This window comes from Paenibacillus sp. PastM-3, from assembly GCF_029893965.1.
Taxonomy (GTDB): Bacteria; Bacillota; Bacilli; order Paenibacillales; family Paenibacillaceae; genus Paenibacillus_AQ.
Genome location: NZ_JARXXP010000012.1, coordinates 108,444 through 123,035, shown reverse-complemented (window position 1 = coordinate 123,035; position 14,592 = coordinate 108,444). Strand labels below are relative to the sequence as shown.

Sequence of the window (14,592 nt, the reverse complement as noted above, 5' to 3'; positions counted from 1 at the left end):
TTGCGGTTAGTCAAAGCAGCTGCTGCAGAAAATAAATCAATGTGTCCTAGTGTAGAACCGCATGTACTGGAGAGTGTAAGTTCCGTTTGCGAATTTCAGCGAGCAACAGAGCGATGAAATCATGCTCCAATTGTAGCTCTATCGCTCTTTGGTAAGAGTCGAGCAGCATCTCATCCGACAATTCAACCACAACGTTCACCTACCTTTCCTTTGTTTGAATCTGAATCTATCATAGCAAACTATCATAAATCGAACAAGCGTTCCTAATATCCACAAGCTACTGTGGAAATCCTGTGCATAATTTGTTAGTAAGGATAATAAAGCCATTTCCTACACAGTGGAATATGGGGATAATAGTTATGCACAGGAGATTTCCACACGGTCAGCTAGTAAAAAAAATCCAAAATGTTCACAGAAATTAGAATTTTCCACCTCATATTACCTCATAAACAACATAGCTAAACGCAATTTTAGCCTATAGTTATCATTATCGTCAATTCCCAAAAAAAATGTTAATTACTTCGGTCTTGTATTTACCTCCAGAATCCAGATCTTGCCCCGGTGATCAACTGCATAGTCAAACCCCAGCTCGCCGATGCCCGGAAAATGTCTTTCCAGCAGCTCGATGCAGACATGTGTCAGCCGGCGCATTTCCGCTTTTTTGGCCGACGTACTGATTCTTGGAAGTGAAAGGCGCAGACCATGCCGGCAGCTCATCATCGTACCGCCTTTACACAGATTGGTGACAAACAAACCCGGGCGCGCCAGTCTTCCCACCATGGATCGGAATTCCCAGTGATCGCCGTTTTTCACAACCTTAACCCGGTAGTCGATCGGACGTCCGGCAATCCGGGCAAGCGAGATCCCCTGCTGGATCATATAGCGCCGTCTCAGCTTCACCCGGTCAAGCGCGAGCTTCATCGATCCGAAATCGCCGTATACCCGGGTGCTGTGATTGTAGGTGAACCCGTAGCCCCGGCGGTCCCGAAACACTTTTATCACACCATGCCCCCCGCCGCCTACAATCGGCTTAATTACAACATTCCCATACGCTTTCAGCATAGCTGACAGTCCGGCAGCGTTATATCCTTTCGTTCTCGGAATGTAACCGGCAACCCGTGAATCGCTGAGCAGCGCCTCGGTTTTCAGCCACTTGCTGGCCAGTTGTCTTCCCGCCATTTTCCCCTCTCCTTTCGCAATCCCAGCCTACCCTATAGATTACTCAAAAAAGGAGCCGCCCTCCTGTATGATTGTCCGTGTAAAGCCCGCTCACAGCAAAAAAGGGCATATGGCTGCAGGCCTTATGTCCGTGGCATATGTACTATTCTTTGATAAAAACACATTCGCAGTACGGGCCAAGCCCCAAGTATTAGTTCACTGGTATCAAAATCTGAAATTCATCCGCTTCCGACTGCCCTTTTCACTGGAAATCCCTAATAATTAACTGTATTATTACCATGTGAGAGGGGGCTTCATGATGGCTCAATTATTCGAGGTATTGTACTGGTTCGCAATGGTCGGCATGTCTGTCGTTCTGGCAGGTACTACTATCCTTGTCTGTGCACTCGGCATCAGATTTATCCGCGACCGCCGCCGGATTCTGGGGGCTGGCTGTATTGCTTTTTCCCTTTTTGCCGCAGCCCTGATTGTATTTATGATCAACTTCAAATTCATTATCCCCGCTTAACCTGCTGCTAAGAGAACACTATATACTCTATGAAAAATCCGGCGGATGGCTTGTGCAGATAGACTGGTTAATCCGCTCAAAAACTTTTTCTACTATATATACTATTTATTTATATTACCTGTATCAGGAGGTCAGCCTTAGTTGCCGGGCCTCCAGAAGGCGGAAGGCTCCCAGCTTGTTGCTGTCATGCGCAGATTATTCACGGCGGCACGGCGTGTCCCGCTGGTATTCTAGTGCATCTGAGCTGATCGCCCATCCCGGCGTCGACGCCGTGTATATAGCCACACCGCCCTCTACGCATAAGGAATACACACTGGCTGCGGCAAGGGCCGGTAAACCCGTCTATGTCGAGAAGCCATGGGTCTTGACACTTCAGAGTGCGAGACCATGCTGGCTGCCTGCGAGAAGGCCGGTGTTCCGCTGTATGTGGCTTATTACCGTAGAGGACTACCGCGTTTTCGCAAGGTTAAGGAGTGGCTGAATTCGGGTGCAATCGGCGAACCCCGGTTTGTCCGCACTCTGCATATGACCAAACCGCTCAAAGCTGTAGACGGGCATTACTGGCGGTTAAATCCAGCCATTTCAGGCGGCGGCCTGTTTATGGACCTGGGCAGCCATGCCCTAGATTTGCTGGATTTCCTGCTCGGCCCGGTCAAGGATGCGGATGGACATGCCTCCAGCCTGGGAGCCGCTGATCCAGTCCATTACCGACAAGCTTCTTGGACACGGTACCGCTCTAAGCACGGGCCTAACCGCTACCCGCACCAGCCGTGTTATGGATGAACTGGTAAAGAACGATTACGAGCGCTGACGCCCCTAAATAATCATTAGTTTTCATCCCCTTTAATGCCCAATAGGGTTTGCAGCTCTGCTTCCCTTTTTTTCAAATATAAATAAAACTCCGCCCGCTCAAATATCTGCATTTGATCAAATAAAATCATAAAATGATGTTTTTCATCGCCTGTATCCAGCAAATGTTCTATATATTCGATTGTTTCTTCAAAATAACTGGTGTCTGCCTTATCCCCGTAATCCCTAATAACCTGCTTAAACACCTTCAAATGCAGCGGGATATGCAATATCACTTCTCTGTAGAGGTCAAAATCAGTTTCCAGCTTCATTTTACTCCTGGCACGCAACAGCTCCCATTTTTCTTTGAACCATTCATGGAATGGATGTACCGCTAGATAGAGAGGCTCATAAAAAAGCAAATCTCTCTGCAGCTCCATCAGCTCCTTACGGGCCTTGCTTCGCTTAAAGTACCTGAATGTCAGCATCTCATCATCTCCCTGAGTTGTACAGTAGCTGCATAACCGCCGGATTTCGGCTAACGGACCCAGATGATCCTATTTCCGCCAAAATGGCTATTTTGCCAGGCTAACGGACTGCAGCGCCTTTATTTACATAGAACAGGTCCCGATAAGCGTCATTTTCCGGTAGTAAAAGCAATACGGTCCGTTAGCCCGGTGTAATACCTTATGGTCAGGAAATTAAGACCGCTACGGTCCGTTAAAATCTGCAGCCAGCTTTTTGCCGCACAAGGAAACCGCAGACCGGCAATCCTCAGCCTTGCTTATATCTTAAAAACAACCTCTTCACCCGCCTCCATTTTATCAAACGGGCCACTGCTTTCTTGAAACCTGAATACTACTCCTGACAGATCATCAGGCAACGGCGGTGACACCACAAATCTGTAGGAGGCGTGATCCGATCTGCTACCGCCGTTCATCATCCGGCAGTCATACCCCTCCGCTATAAACAGCTCGTAGCTGTAATGCTGTCTGATCTCATGACGCTCGAATGTCTGCTCCGGGGCCTCCCAGTCTATATTAAGGATAATTACACTGGCATTACTGTATTGACGGATAGAAGTCAGCGTGTAGAAACGCTCCCTCTGCTCCACTGACCTCAGGACGGGAATATGTTTTCTGAAATCTAAAGGTTCAACCATAGGCCGGAAATGCTCCTCGTTCAGCATAGTGCCAAACAAGGATTTCAGAAACGCATCGTGGAGTCCATAACGTCTGGCCCACTCAGCAATCCGCTCAAACGGCGGAAAACCTGGATTATTGTCTGAAGCTTCCTTCCGCTGCCGGATCAACGAACATATTTGCTCATCCAATTCAATAATCCGTTCATCATAGTGCTCAGTCGGCCGTTCATAGGGCAGCATTCTCATCGTTATATCTCCTCCTTAAAATAAAAAACCTCCTGAAAGTGTATTCTGCAATGTACACATTCCAAGAGGTTCTGATTGTAGATTATTGTGTTAAAGCTATTCGGCTTCTTATACCTTGCTTAGCAAGGCTCCGCGCTCGGATTCCCCGCTTCTTCCTTCGTACGGAACGATGAACCGCAGCCGCAGGTAACACTCGCGTTCGGATTATGAATCGTGAACCCGCCCGTCATGCCGGATTCTTCGAAATCGATCTCGAGTCCGTTCAGATAACGGATATCGTCCTTGCTGACTACTACCTTGAGCCCTTCAACATCCATGTAGACATCCTGCTCGGTCTCGTTATCGTCAAAGCCCATTGCGTAAGAAAATCCGCTGCAGCCGCCAGCTGTTACGCCAAGACGGAGAAACATATTCGGTACTTCCTGTTCTGCCAGCATTACCTTCAGCTGCCCTGCAGCTGTTTCACTGATTGTGATCATGGTCTAGCCTCCTAAAAGATATATGATGTCACAAGCCTTCCGGCTAAAAGTTATACTCTATATAAAATTCAGTATACTCCACTCCGCCCCTTCGCTCAAGTCATAACTATACTGCTGCCGCCGCGGTTGCTCACCTTTGGAGAGAGGTTTATAATAGGTTAAGCGATGATCTGTAAAATTCGGAAATTTGTCACGGAGGCTGGTTGCCTCTTTATTTATGTTCATGAACCGCCGGTTCAGAAAGTCTAACCTTCAGGAGGAATTCATATGTCTACACTTATAACCCCACACACCGATGCCAGAATGGCGCATATTATTGAGAAGGTTCGCGGCGGAGAACGGTTAAATCTGGAAGATGGCGTTTATTTATATGAAAGCGATGATTTGCTCACGATCGGTCAACTCGCCAATGAGGTTAATCTGCGTAAAAACGGGAAAAAGGTTTATTTTATCGAAAATATGAGCCTGTATTTCACCAATGTCTGCGAATCCCGTTGCGCATTCTGCAATTTCCGCAAAGACGACGGCGAAGAAGGGGCCTACACCCTGTCCGGTCCGGAAATGGTGCAATATGTCGAACAGCATATTCATCCGGGCGTCCGCGAATTCCACATTGTCGGCGGCCATAATGATAAGGTGCCCTTCCAGTATTACGTTGATTCACTCAAAGCGCTGAACGAACGGTTCCCTGAGGTAACGCTCAAGGCTTATACAGCAGCAGAGATTGATTTCTTCACCCGCATCAGCGGACTCAGCATCCGCGAGGTGCTGGAACAGCTGCGCGCGGCAGGGCTAAAGTCGCTGACCGGCGGGGGAGCGGAAATCCTGTCTGACCAATACCGCAAAAAAATGCGGGTCGATAAAGCGAATGTTGAAGAATATCTGGAGGTTCACCGGACCGCCCACAAAATGGGCATGAGAACACACACTACGATGCTGTACGGCTCGATTGAATCCCGGGAGGACCGCATCCGCCATATGCTGCAGATCCGCGAGCTGCAGGACGAAACGAACGGCTTCATGGTGTTCATTCCGCTGTCCATGCAGCCGAAGAACCGCAATGCCGGTATTATGCGCCGCAACTCTGCTTACGAGGATCTCAAGACCATTGCAGTCAGCCGGCTGATGCTCGATAATTTTGACCATATCAAGGCTTACTTCATTAATATAGGTGTGCAGCTGACCCAGGTTGCCATGAGCTTCGGCGCATCCGATGTGCACGGAACGATCCTGAAGGAGCGGATCAGCCACGCCGCCGGAGCATTGACGCCGGAGGGTATGACCCGTGAAGAGCTGATCTGGCTGGTCAAAGGCGCGGGCCGTATTCCGGTTGAACGGGATACCTTCTACAACGAAATTAAAGTGTACGAATAGTAGCCATATGTGAAAGGAAGACTGGTCCCATGAGAACACTACTTGTCCTTGGCGGCGGCTACGGCGGCCTTGCCCTGATCCAGGAATTGCTGGGCCACCATCTGCCCCACGATGTGGAGATTGTTTTGATTGACCGGATGCCTTATCAGGGAATCAAGACCGAATATTATGCGCTTGCCGCAGGTACTGTGAACGACTATCATCTGCGAGTCCAATTCCCGGTTCATCCGCGCCTGACTGTACGCTACGGGGAGGTCAGCTCGATTGATCTGGACAACCGGCTGGTCTTCCTGGAATCAGGAGAGCCGCTTCCCTATGATATTCTGGCAATTGCCCTCGGGTGCACGGATAATTACCATGGTATCCCGGGAGCAGAGGAGTATACCTGCAGCATCCAGAGCTTCTCCGCCACCCGTGAAACCTACCGCCGCCTGAATGATATCAAGCCTTACGGAACAGTCAGTATCGTGGGCGGAGGACTGAGCGGGGTTGAAATCGCTGCAGAGCTACGCGAGAGCCGTCCGGATCTGAACATCAGCATTCTGGACCGCGGGGAGCGTGTTCTGTCCGCTTTTCCGGCCAAGCTGTCCCGGTATGTAGAGGAATGGTTCAGCGAGCACCAGGTTAAGACGCTGGGGCAGATCTCGGTGTCCCACGTCGAAAAGGATGCCGTCTTTAACGGCACCCAGGCGATTGCAGCGGATGTAACGGTATGGACTGCAGGCATCCAGCCGGTCAAGGTGGTGCAGCAGCTGGAGCTGCCTAAAGACCGCAGCGGACGGCTTATTGTCGGCCCGTACTCCAACCTGGCTGATTATCCTGAGGTATACGTGATCGGTGACTGCGCCAGCCTGCCATTTGCACCGAGCGCACAGGCTGCAGGCGCGCAGGGAGAACAGGTGGCAGACGTGCTCCGTTCACTCTGGCGGGGGGATACCCCCAGACTGCAAGCCATTAAGCTGAAGGGAACACTGGGCTCGCTGGGCAAGAATGCCGGGTTCGGCCTGATGGGCCGCCGCTCTGTAATGGGACGGGTTCCCCGCCTGCTCAAGAGCGGTGTGCTCTGGATGTCCAAGCGGCACTTCGGCTAAGCTGACTGCCAGGCCGCTTAGTCGATTTCGAGGCTGTCCCAGGCCTCCTGTTCCTTGATGGCAGCCTCAATGGCCTGCTCCAGCTCCTCCGGGGAATCGGCTTCAATGATCTCACCGTCAACCATGGCGAACGGTCTGAGATAGCATTCTCCGCAGTTATTCAGACAGCCGTATTCAACAACGTCATATTCGGGATTCTGTTCCAGCTTGTTCATAAGCGGACCTGTGCCGTGCCCGATATTACTGGCACAAAATTCAATAATTGGCCTCATGTTGTTCTCCTTATTCTGTGCTAACCATTTTATTTTTTAACTTTTTGTACTATAATAAGCTTACGAAAGGAGTGATTGAGAAATGAGTGAGAATGTACAAAGCACCACCATGTATGATGAGGTTCTGGAAGTGCTCGATAAACTTCGTCCGTTTCTGCAGCGCGATGGCGGCGACGTGGAATTGATCGACGTTGAAGACGGCATCGTCAAGCTGAAGCTTATGGGTGCCTGCGGCAGCTGCCCGAGCTCCACTATCACGCTGAAAGCCGGGATCGAACGCGCCCTGATTGAAGAAGTAGAAGGCGTGGAAGAAGTTATCCAAGTATTCTAATCCCGTTCTATACCGTCCCGTCTCCCTGAATAGGGGGGCGGGATTTTTTCTATTATAGAGGATTTCATCCCGAGCCACAACCCGCATACTCCTGGCAAAGTACAAAAAAGGCTGTCCCGCAGGTCATCAGATGACCTGTCCGGAACAGCCTCTTGTTCATTCAGAAGCCGCGTGATTCAGCAGCTTAAAATGCAGGGATAATTGAACCTTGGTATTTCTCTTCGATGAATGCCTTAGCTTCTGCAGAGTTCAGGGCAGCAGCCAGCTTCTGGATTGCATCGGAATCCTTGTTGTCAGGACGGGCAACCAGCAGGTTGGCGTAAGGGGAATCAGCACCTTCGATGAACAGGGCATCCTTGGTTGGAACCAGGCCGGCTTCAAGCGCAAAGTTGGTGTTGATCAGAGCCAGGTCAACTTCGTCCAGCTGGCGCGGCAGCATAGCTGCATCCAGTTCGATGATTTCCAGGTTCTTAGGGTTTTCGGTGATGTCTGCTTTGGTTGTAGTGATGTTAGTGTCATCCTTCAGTGTGATCAGGCCGTTCTTGGCCAGCAGGATCAGCGCGCGTCCGCCGTTGGTTGCATCGTTAGGAATTGCCACTTTTGCACCATCAGCCAGTTCGTCGACCGATTTGATCTTCTTGGAGTAAGCGCCAAACGGCTCAACGTGAACAGCAGTTACAGATACCAGATCTGTTCCGTTCTTGGTGTTCTGGTCATCCAGGTAAGGCTTGTGCTGGAAGAAGTTCGCATCAAGTGCTTTCTCAGCCAGCTGTGTGTTAGGCAGGATGTAGTCAGTGAATTCCTTAACCTCCAGCTTGATGCCTTGTGCCTCAAGCAGCGGAGCGATGGCGTTCAGAATTTCGGCATGCGGTACAGGAGAAGCACCCACAACAAGTGTTACCGGATCAGCGGCAGGCTCTGTAGTCGGCTCAGCGGAAGCATCAGCTGCCGGAGCGTTAGTTGCTGCAGAGTTCGCAGCGTTATTGGCGGTGTTATTGTTGCCGCAAGCAGCCAGTACCATTACCAAGGTCAGGCTGAATAGCGTCAGTAGTACTTTTTTCATCTGTAAATCCCCCTCTAAATGTGTTTATGAATAAGGCTATATTTGGTAGTACCTTATTTCCGGGTGAAATATTGAACCAGCCTGTCGCCGGCCATCTGCAGCAGCTGAACTAGTATTACCATCAGCACTACAGAGATAATCATAACTTCTTTCTCATAACGGTAATAACCGTATCGGATAGCAAGGTCGCCAAGACCTCCGCCGCCGATCATCCCTGACATTGCTGTATAAGAGACGAGGGTTACAAGCGTAATCGTTACTCCGGCCAAAAGACCCGGACGGGCTTCCGGCAAAAGCACCCGCATGACAATCTGGCCTGTTGATGCCCCCATGCCCTGCGCCGCTTCAATCACCCCGCGGTCAACCTCGCGCAGCGATGTCTCCACCAGTCTGGCAAAAAATGGGGCTGCACCGATAACCAGCGCCGGAATTGTTCCGAGTACACCAATCGAAGTCCCCATAATCGTCTTGCTCAGCGGAATCAGGGCTACCATCAGAATCAGGAACGGGACAGAGCGCAGGATATTAACAACCAACGATAATACCGAGTAAACTACTCTGATAATACTGTTATTTGATCTCCCCCATAAATATAACACAATTCCGAGTGGTAAACCAAGAATAATTGTGAAAATTCCGGAATAAGCCAACATTTTTAGTGTAGCACCCGACGCCTCCACCATTTCCTGCCAGTTAATATCATTAAAATTGAGACCGCCCATTACGAAATCACCTCCACATCAAGTCCTTGCGCCGCCAGTTCGGTAAGCGTGGCGTTAATAGCGCCGGGCTCTCCCTCAAACCGCACAATCAGCTGGCCGTAGGGCACATCTTTGATCGTCGAGATTGTCCCCTGTAGAATGGCAAAGCTGACGCCCGTACTGCGAACCACATCGGATAAGGTGGATTCGTATGTTTTTTGTCCCAGAAACGTAATCTTGACCGCTTGGGCATTATCCCTGCTTCCCGCCTCCAGTGCCGCCCGCAACGGGCCGTCCTGCTGGGTTTCACTGCGGATAAAGTCCTTGGTCACCTCATGCTTGGGCTTCAGGAATACCTCGGCCACTTTCCCCTGCTCCACAATCCCGCCGCCGTGAATAACCGCCACCCGGTCGCAGATGCTCTGAATGACATGCATTTCGTGGGTAATCAGCACAATGGTCAGATGGAACTTCCGGTTAATATCGAGCAGCAGCCTCAGGATCGAATCGGTTGTCTGCGGGTCAAGCGCCGAGGTCGCTTCGTCGCAGAGCAACACATCGGGGTCGCTGGCCAGCGCCCGGGCTACCCCCACACGCTGCTTCTGTCCGCCGGAGAGCTGGGCCGGATATTTGTTCGCATGGTTCTCCAGACCGACCAGTACCAGCAGCTCTTTGACCTTCTGCTCAATCCCTGCCTTCGCAGTTCCGGCCAGCCGCAGCGGGAAGGCGATATTATCATATACCGTGGCGGAGGACAGCAAATTGAAGTGCTGAAAGATCATTCCGATTTTGCGCCGCTTTTCCTGCAACTGCCCCTTGCTGAGCGCAGTCAATTCGACACCGTCCACCCAAACCTCGCCGGTAGTCGGGCGCTCCAGCAGGTTGATGCAGCGGATCAGCGTGCTTTTTCCGGCGCCGGAGTGTCCGATTACACCAAAGATTTCGCCCTTCTTAATGGACAGATTCAAGCCCGAGAGCGCTGTAGCAGCCTTGCTGCCCTTTCCGTACACCTTGGTCAACTCTTTCAGCTCTATCAATTTCCGTCGTTCCCCCTTTATTCTGATGCCAAAATCAAAAAAAGCCTCTTTCGATCATTGCAGATCGTAAGAGGCCCTGTGCGTATATTTACAATGCCTTCTCATCTGCCAATGCCCGGAGCTTGCCGCATTGTAGGAATTAGCACCATGACATTTGCATGCAGCACAGATTAAATGCTGAACACAAACCGGTTGCCGGGCTTCATCGGGCCTATCCCTCCGCCGCTCTCGATAAGAAAAATATGAAGCTAGCTGTCGCAGAATGTAAGAATATAATGCAAGCCTAAGTATAGTGAGTTTCCGCTTTTTTGTCAAAGGAAGATTTTGCCCTAATAACGTGACTCTGTCCCGGCGTTTTTCGAAGTCATAGCCTTGTTCTTATGCCACTGCTCATTGCTATAGCGGAAGGCTGCGCATAAGGATTTGCAGACCATTTCCAGCCCCTGCTTCAAGTCCTCCAGATGGCTGTCCAGATCCTCAAGCCTTATTTTGTCATGCAGCCCCTGGTGTCTCTGCCACAGGTCATCCTGCATTTCAGCGTTCATGTAATGAATCTCGGCGTTGCGGCGCTTGCGCAGATTCTGCAGCGGCTCACGGTAAGAATCCTTGATACGCTCCAGCTCCTCAGACAGCGGAACATGCTCTTTGAGCAGCTGGAACTGCCGAAGCACCGTGAAATAGGAGAAATGGGCTTTGCTCTGGCTTGTATTCAAATTGTACAGGCTGTTCAGCACCGTTCCCAGCTTGTCGAGCAGCGAGAAGACGCGGATAAAGCCGTTTTTGTAAAAATAGACATAACGCGCATAATCCCCCTGTTCCTGGGTGGACATATCATCCATATACCCTGCAACCACGCGTTTACGGTAAAAGCCTGCTGCGAAGCAGCTCTGCTCCAGCTCATCCAGCGATGAGATCAGACCGCGGGTCCAGATCTCCAGCTTGCGGAATTCATGGTCATGGTCTTCATGGGCGTTCATTTCCTTGCGCAGCATGGACGCTACCTCCGCCATGTTGTCCATTGCTTCAGCCAGCACGCCGCTGTTGCGGCGCGGTGGCTCCCCCAGTAAGATCCGCAGCATGACTTGTCCCCCTTAACATAACGAAAATGTATAATTTCAGTCTTGAATGATACCATGAACTTTACTGCTGAAAATAATGCTTCCAATTCCGGTCGACCAGATCCAGTGTGCTGCTGCAGGGTGTCTGCTCCTGTTCGTATCCCGGCTTCATGCGTGCATCAATTACGATAGGGAGCTTGTAACCGAGCTGATGCTGCCTGATTTCAGATTCGGCATAGATATCTTCGGCGGGATTAAACCGGGTAAATACCGTCCACAAAAAGGAGCTTTGGGTTCGTACTGCATCTGCAGCATGATCTGTCAGAATAACCAGCGGCCAGGCTGACTGCTGCCCGCGGAGCTGGGCGCCCAGACGGACGGGAAGCTCAGGGTCTTCTTCATAGGATGCACCGGAAACGGCTAAGCATCCCCCGCAATAGGGAATGACCTCGTTAATTCCTGGCAATACGCCCTCTGAATAGGTACGCGGCAGCTCCCTTACAGCACGTCCAACACCCAGCAGCACAGCCTGGCTGTCAGGACGCGGCCTGCCTTCAGTATGCTCCTCGCCAAGCCGCGCCCCGCTGCCAAATACATACAGGTCGGTCGCCGGATTGAAGCGCTCCAGAACATTTTCCAGAATAGCGGGTAAATCAGAAAAAGCAGTCGGCTCGCTTGTAAGCAGCAGCAGTCTGCTGCCTGAGAGCTGGCGATCGCCTAATATGCGGAAGGCAGTACCCAGCGCCTCACGCGGAGAGCTGTCCTGCACGACCGCTGCGGCCAGACCATTCGGGCCCGATTCGGAATAAGTCCAGAAGGCATTCACCGAAGGTATCGCAAGATGATGTACAGGGGAGAGGAGCTGCTGAAGATAATCGACCAGGTAGAAATTTTCTTCCTGCGGCGTAACGGCAATGGTCGCCGGATAGACGGCATCTTTGCGGTGCCAGATCCGCTGTACATGCATAACCGGTGCTTGCTGTAGTGCGGACCTTGGCGGCACAAGCCCACGCAGCGCAAATTCCGCTTCGGCCGGAATGGAGTGACCGCCCAGCGGGTCCTTGACCATCGGCAGCCGGCTGCCGAGTATCAGCGAAGCCAGCACCAGATCCGGCAGCCAGGCTGTGCGGGAGGCGCTGGCTGCCGCTATCAGTGCAGGCGGGCCTCCGATAAATACAGAGACCGGCAGTGCCTCCCCCCGGGCCTCAGCCTCCCGATGGTACAGCCCCGCCCCCTGGTGTCTATTCCAGTCTATCGCGGCAGTACTGTGGTCGATGAAGCGGAGCCGGTGCATTCCGAGGCTGTGCTTCTGCGGAGCGGTCTGGCTTTCGGTATAGACAAGCGGAAGTGTGATATAAGGCCCGCCTGCTTCCTGCCAGCTTGTCACACGCGGCAGCTCACTTAGCGGCTCACGGGTCCGGCAGACCCCAAGAACGGGAGCTTCACCCTGCGGTACATGCTTTATGCCTGTTTTCAGCAGATTGACAACCAGCTTCTTCTCCTTCCACATGTTGGGGAGCGAAGGCGGAAGCAGGGTATCAGCTGCCCCGGCTACCGCTTTCAGCAGCTGCTCCGGTCTCTGGCCAAAAGCCCTGTCCACTCGCCTGGCTGTTCCGAACAGGTTGGTCGCAACAGGGAACGGGGTTCCTTTAACATTGGTGAACAGCAGTGCCGGCCCTTCCTCCCGGACCACACGCCGGTGAATCTCCGGCAGCTCCAGATAAGGATCCACCGGAGCATCAATAACGGCAAGCTCTTTATCCTTACGCAGCTGCTCGATCCACTGGCGTATATTTCCGTATCCCACTATCTTGTACCTCCTAACACACACAGATTACTTGTTATTCATGCTTAGCTGCCAAACGCGTACACTCATGTAGCTCAGGATTCCGAATAATCCGGCAATCAGCACGATATGGGAAAGCGCGGCAAATATGTACAATTTATCGTTATAGAGCGTGTGGACCACAGCCGCACCGCTGAAGACCTGCAGCAGGCAAAGCGTAACCGCGGCTACTCCCAGCATCCGCAGCTCCGGAAGCTTGGTATATCTCCAGAACGCCAGATGCCCAAGTGCAGCTGTCAAAAGAAACAATAGTGCCGCTGCAACCCTGTGCATAAACACAATGCCCACGCCGCCGCTGAGCTCAGGAATCCATTCGCCGTTGCAGAGCGGCCAGCCGGAGCAGCCTCCCTGTGAATCTGTATGGCTGACATAGGCTCCGATATAAACGACGATATACGAATATAACGCTGTAATCCAGGTTAAGTTGCGGAACCCCCTGCTCACTGATGCTCCGGCAGCATCCTGCTGACCGGCAGAATCATGCCACCGTTTCGTCCCGAGAGCCAGCATTAGCGAGCTTGCAAAAGCAATTAGCGAGAATCCCATGTGCAGCGCCATTACCGCCGCAGACTGCGACCGGACGACCGCAAGCGCTCCCATTCCTCCCTGCACAATTACAAACAAAAGGGTTAACAGGGCATAGGTAAGCAGATCCTTCCGCTGACGCGCATAACGCCAGAACGCAAACATCGAGGCAAGTGACAGCAGGCCGGCTAAGCCGCTGAACACACGGTGGGTATATTCAATCAGGGAGCCGAGCGTATAAGCCGGGATCAGCTTGCCATGGCATAGCGGCCATTCGTTCCCGCATTCCAGTCCTGAGCCTGTTTTGGTCACTACAGCGCCTCCAAACAAGGCGAGAAACATCACGAGGCAGGTTATGTAGCTGAGCCATTTCAAATGAGCTGTTGTCATCAGATCACCCGCATGTATAGGAATGAATGGAAGGATATTTATGATTACAGCTTGCCTTATTCATTATCTTTTAAAAAAAGCACCGCTTCTGCTCTGGCTGGGCGGAGGCGGTGCTTTGGTTAGTGGACTGTTACCTTACTTGCATTACTTTATTTGTGAATACTCAGATATACCTCAAGCGCCCGGTTCAGGAAATTCTCAATCTCCTCACGGGATTTGCGCAGCTTGTTGACGAAGCGTACAAGCTCCCGGCCGTCACTGTAAGCGACAAAGCTGGGAATGCCCAGAATGTTCTGTTCCTGGCTGACCTCGCCCACAGCATCAACATCGACTTCAACCAATGTCAGGCGATCCGCATATTTAGTTTCTACCTCAGGCATAAACGGATCAATAAATTTACAGTCAGAGCACCAGTCTGCCTTAAATACGGCAACCGTCAAACGCGGCGATTGAATCGCAACCTGAAACTCCGCAGCGGAAGAAATTTTATCCATGTTAGGGTCAATCCTTTCTAGGTTAAACTGTATGTTACTCTTCTTAAGTGAAGCAAATTGTGCAC

At 51.5% G+C, this 14,592-nt stretch carries 18 protein-coding genes, 1 pseudogene and 1 riboswitch; of the genes and pseudogenes, 6 read left to right on the top strand and 13 right to left on the bottom strand.

Annotated elements, in window-relative coordinates; genetic code table 11:
- Positions 1-46: 46 nt before the first annotated feature.
- A complete protein-coding gene (gene sda / locus M2108_RS17815; protein ID WP_076112513.1) occupies positions 47-190 on the bottom strand; it encodes a sporulation histidine kinase inhibitor Sda in 144 nt (47 codons plus the stop codon).
- A gap of 326 nt (positions 191-516) precedes the next feature.
- Positions 517-1,179 (bottom strand): YheC/YheD family protein, encoded by a 663-nt coding sequence (locus M2108_RS17810; protein WP_277470668.1) that lies wholly within the window; start codon positions 1,177-1,179, stop codon positions 517-519.
- Between the two features lie 295 nt (positions 1,180-1,474).
- Here M2108_RS17810 and M2108_RS17805 point away from each other — a divergent pair, with 295 nt between their 5' ends.
- The 3 genes and pseudogenes from M2108_RS17805 to M2108_RS17795 all read left to right on the top strand — a co-directional run bounded on the left by M2108_RS17805 (position 1,475) and on the right by M2108_RS17795 (position 2,470).
- The gene (locus M2108_RS17805; protein ID WP_341833408.1) at positions 1,475-1,687 is read left to right on the top strand and encodes a hypothetical protein; all 213 of its coding nucleotides are present in this window, start codon (positions 1,475-1,477) and stop codon (positions 1,685-1,687) included.
- 52 nt (positions 1,688-1,739) lie between these two features.
- Positions 1,740-2,012: pseudogene (locus M2108_RS31440) on the top strand (Gfo/Idh/MocA family oxidoreductase); the annotation flags it as partial.
- A 32-nt stretch (positions 2,013-2,044) separates the two neighbouring features.
- Positions 2,045-2,470, top strand: a complete 426-nt coding sequence (locus M2108_RS17795; RefSeq protein ID WP_277470669.1) for a Gfo/Idh/MocA family protein — start codon at positions 2,045-2,047, stop codon at positions 2,468-2,470.
- Between the two features lie 44 nt (positions 2,471-2,514).
- On the opposite strand, the gene M2108_RS17790 is transcribed toward M2108_RS17795, so the two are convergent.
- From M2108_RS17790 to M2108_RS17780, 3 genes are all read right to left on the bottom strand, one after another.
- On the bottom strand, positions 2,515-2,964 hold the full coding sequence (locus M2108_RS17790; RefSeq protein WP_277470670.1) for a hypothetical protein: 450 nt from the start codon (positions 2,962-2,964) through the stop codon (positions 2,515-2,517).
- A gap of 296 nt (positions 2,965-3,260) precedes the next feature.
- Positions 3,261-3,866: a hypothetical protein gene (locus M2108_RS17785; protein ID WP_277470671.1), complete on the bottom strand. Its 606-nt coding sequence runs from the start codon at positions 3,864-3,866 to the stop codon at positions 3,261-3,263.
- 119 nt (positions 3,867-3,985) lie between these two features.
- The gene (locus M2108_RS17780) at positions 3,986-4,345 is read right to left on the bottom strand and encodes a HesB/IscA family protein (protein ID WP_277470672.1); all 360 of its coding nucleotides are present in this window, start codon (positions 4,343-4,345) and stop codon (positions 3,986-3,988) included.
- 267 nt (positions 4,346-4,612) lie between these two features.
- Here M2108_RS17780 and mqnE point away from each other — a divergent pair, with 267 nt between their 5' ends.
- Complete coding sequence (mqnE, locus tag M2108_RS17775) at positions 4,613-5,719, top strand: aminofutalosine synthase MqnE (RefSeq protein WP_068726499.1); 1,107 nt, start codon at positions 4,613-4,615, stop codon at positions 5,717-5,719.
- Positions 5,720-5,748: 29 nt separating this feature from the next.
- Positions 5,749-6,810 carry an NAD(P)/FAD-dependent oxidoreductase gene (locus M2108_RS17770; RefSeq protein WP_277470673.1) on the top strand — a complete coding sequence of 354 codons (1,062 nt, stop codon included), beginning with the start codon at positions 5,749-5,751 and terminating at the stop codon, positions 6,808-6,810.
- A 17-nt stretch (positions 6,811-6,827) separates the two neighbouring features.
- Here the strand turns inward: M2108_RS17770 and M2108_RS17765 are convergent, their stop codons facing one another.
- Positions 6,828-7,082 carry a YuzB family protein gene (locus M2108_RS17765; RefSeq protein WP_068726503.1) on the bottom strand — a complete coding sequence of 85 codons (255 nt, stop codon included), beginning with the start codon at positions 7,080-7,082 and terminating at the stop codon, positions 6,828-6,830.
- 82 nt (positions 7,083-7,164) lie between these two features.
- Here M2108_RS17765 and M2108_RS17760 point away from each other — a divergent pair, with 82 nt between their 5' ends.
- Positions 7,165-7,413: a NifU family protein gene (locus tag M2108_RS17760; protein WP_277470674.1), complete on the top strand. Its 249-nt coding sequence runs from the start codon at positions 7,165-7,167 to the stop codon at positions 7,411-7,413.
- A gap of 184 nt (positions 7,414-7,597) precedes the next feature.
- Here M2108_RS17760 and M2108_RS17755 read toward each other — a convergent pair whose 3' ends face one another.
- From M2108_RS17755 to M2108_RS17725, 7 genes are all read right to left on the bottom strand, one after another.
- Positions 7,598-8,476 carry a MetQ/NlpA family ABC transporter substrate-binding protein gene (locus tag M2108_RS17755; protein WP_277470675.1) on the bottom strand — a complete coding sequence of 293 codons (879 nt, stop codon included), beginning with the start codon at positions 8,474-8,476 and terminating at the stop codon, positions 7,598-7,600.
- A gap of 53 nt (positions 8,477-8,529) precedes the next feature.
- Positions 8,530-9,198 (bottom strand): methionine ABC transporter permease, encoded by a 669-nt coding sequence (locus tag M2108_RS17750; RefSeq protein WP_068726507.1) that lies wholly within the window; start codon positions 9,196-9,198, stop codon positions 8,530-8,532.
- Positions 9,198-10,214, bottom strand: coding sequence for a methionine ABC transporter ATP-binding protein (locus M2108_RS17745; protein ID WP_277470676.1), 1,017 nt, complete (start codon positions 10,212-10,214; stop codon positions 9,198-9,200). The genes M2108_RS17750 and M2108_RS17745 overlap by 1 nt, the downstream gene beginning before the upstream one ends.
- Positions 10,215-10,312: 98 nt before the next feature.
- A riboswitch (SAM riboswitch) is annotated at positions 10,313-10,452 on the bottom strand.
- 91 nt (positions 10,453-10,543) lie between these two features.
- A complete protein-coding gene (locus tag M2108_RS17740; protein ID WP_277470677.1) occupies positions 10,544-11,293 on the bottom strand; it encodes a Cthe_2314 family HEPN domain-containing protein in 750 nt (249 codons plus the stop codon).
- A gap of 61 nt (positions 11,294-11,354) precedes the next feature.
- Positions 11,355-13,079: a UbiD family decarboxylase gene (locus M2108_RS17735; RefSeq protein ID WP_277470678.1), complete on the bottom strand. Its 1,725-nt coding sequence runs from the start codon at positions 13,077-13,079 to the stop codon at positions 11,355-11,357.
- 27 nt (positions 13,080-13,106) lie between these two features.
- Entirely contained in the window at positions 13,107-14,033 is a 927-nt protein-coding gene (locus M2108_RS17730) for a COX15/CtaA family protein (protein ID WP_277470679.1), read from the bottom strand.
- Positions 14,034-14,182: 149 nt separating this feature from the next.
- On the bottom strand, positions 14,183-14,527 hold the full coding sequence (locus M2108_RS17725; protein ID WP_068726516.1) for a thioredoxin family protein: 345 nt from the start codon (positions 14,525-14,527) through the stop codon (positions 14,183-14,185).
- Positions 14,528-14,592: the final 65 nt, after the last annotated feature.

Coding starts and splice junctions, on each gene's coding strand:
- M2108_RS17725 (WP_068726516.1), bottom strand. CDS start 14,527: ATGGATAAAATTTCTTCCGCTGCGGAGTTTCAGGTTGCGATTCAATCG.
- M2108_RS17750 (WP_068726507.1), bottom strand. CDS start 9,198: ATGGGCGGTCTCAATTTTAATGATATTAACTGGCAGGAAATGGTGGAG.
- M2108_RS17765 (WP_068726503.1), bottom strand. CDS start 7,082: ATGAGGCCAATTATTGAATTTTGTGCCAGTAATATCGGGCACGGCACA.
- M2108_RS17770 (WP_277470673.1), top strand. CDS start 5,749: ATGAGAACACTACTTGTCCTTGGCGGCGGCTACGGCGGCCTTGCCCTG.
- M2108_RS17790 (WP_277470670.1), bottom strand. CDS start 2,964: ATGCTGACATTCAGGTACTTTAAGCGAAGCAAGGCCCGTAAGGAGCTG.
- M2108_RS17730 (WP_277470679.1), bottom strand. CDS start 14,033: ATGACAACAGCTCATTTGAAATGGCTCAGCTACATAACCTGCCTCGTG.
- M2108_RS17785 (WP_277470671.1), bottom strand. CDS start 3,866: ATGAGAATGCTGCCCTATGAACGGCCGACTGAGCACTATGATGAACGG.
- M2108_RS17740 (WP_277470677.1), bottom strand. CDS start 11,293: ATGCTGCGGATCTTACTGGGGGAGCCACCGCGCCGCAACAGCGGCGTG.
- M2108_RS17780 (WP_277470672.1), bottom strand. CDS start 4,345: ATGATCACAATCAGTGAAACAGCTGCAGGGCAGCTGAAGGTAATGCTG.
- M2108_RS17755 (WP_277470675.1), bottom strand. CDS start 8,476: ATGAAAAAAGTACTACTGACGCTATTCAGCCTGACCTTGGTAATGGTA.
- M2108_RS17805 (WP_341833408.1), top strand. CDS start 1,475: ATGATGGCTCAATTATTCGAGGTATTGTACTGGTTCGCAATGGTCGGC.
- mqnE (WP_068726499.1), top strand. CDS start 4,613: ATGTCTACACTTATAACCCCACACACCGATGCCAGAATGGCGCATATT.
- M2108_RS17795 (WP_277470669.1), top strand. CDS start 2,045: ATGGGTCTTGACACTTCAGAGTGCGAGACCATGCTGGCTGCCTGCGAG.
- M2108_RS17810 (WP_277470668.1), bottom strand. CDS start 1,179: ATGGCGGGAAGACAACTGGCCAGCAAGTGGCTGAAAACCGAGGCGCTG.
- M2108_RS17760 (WP_277470674.1), top strand. CDS start 7,165: ATGAGTGAGAATGTACAAAGCACCACCATGTATGATGAGGTTCTGGAA.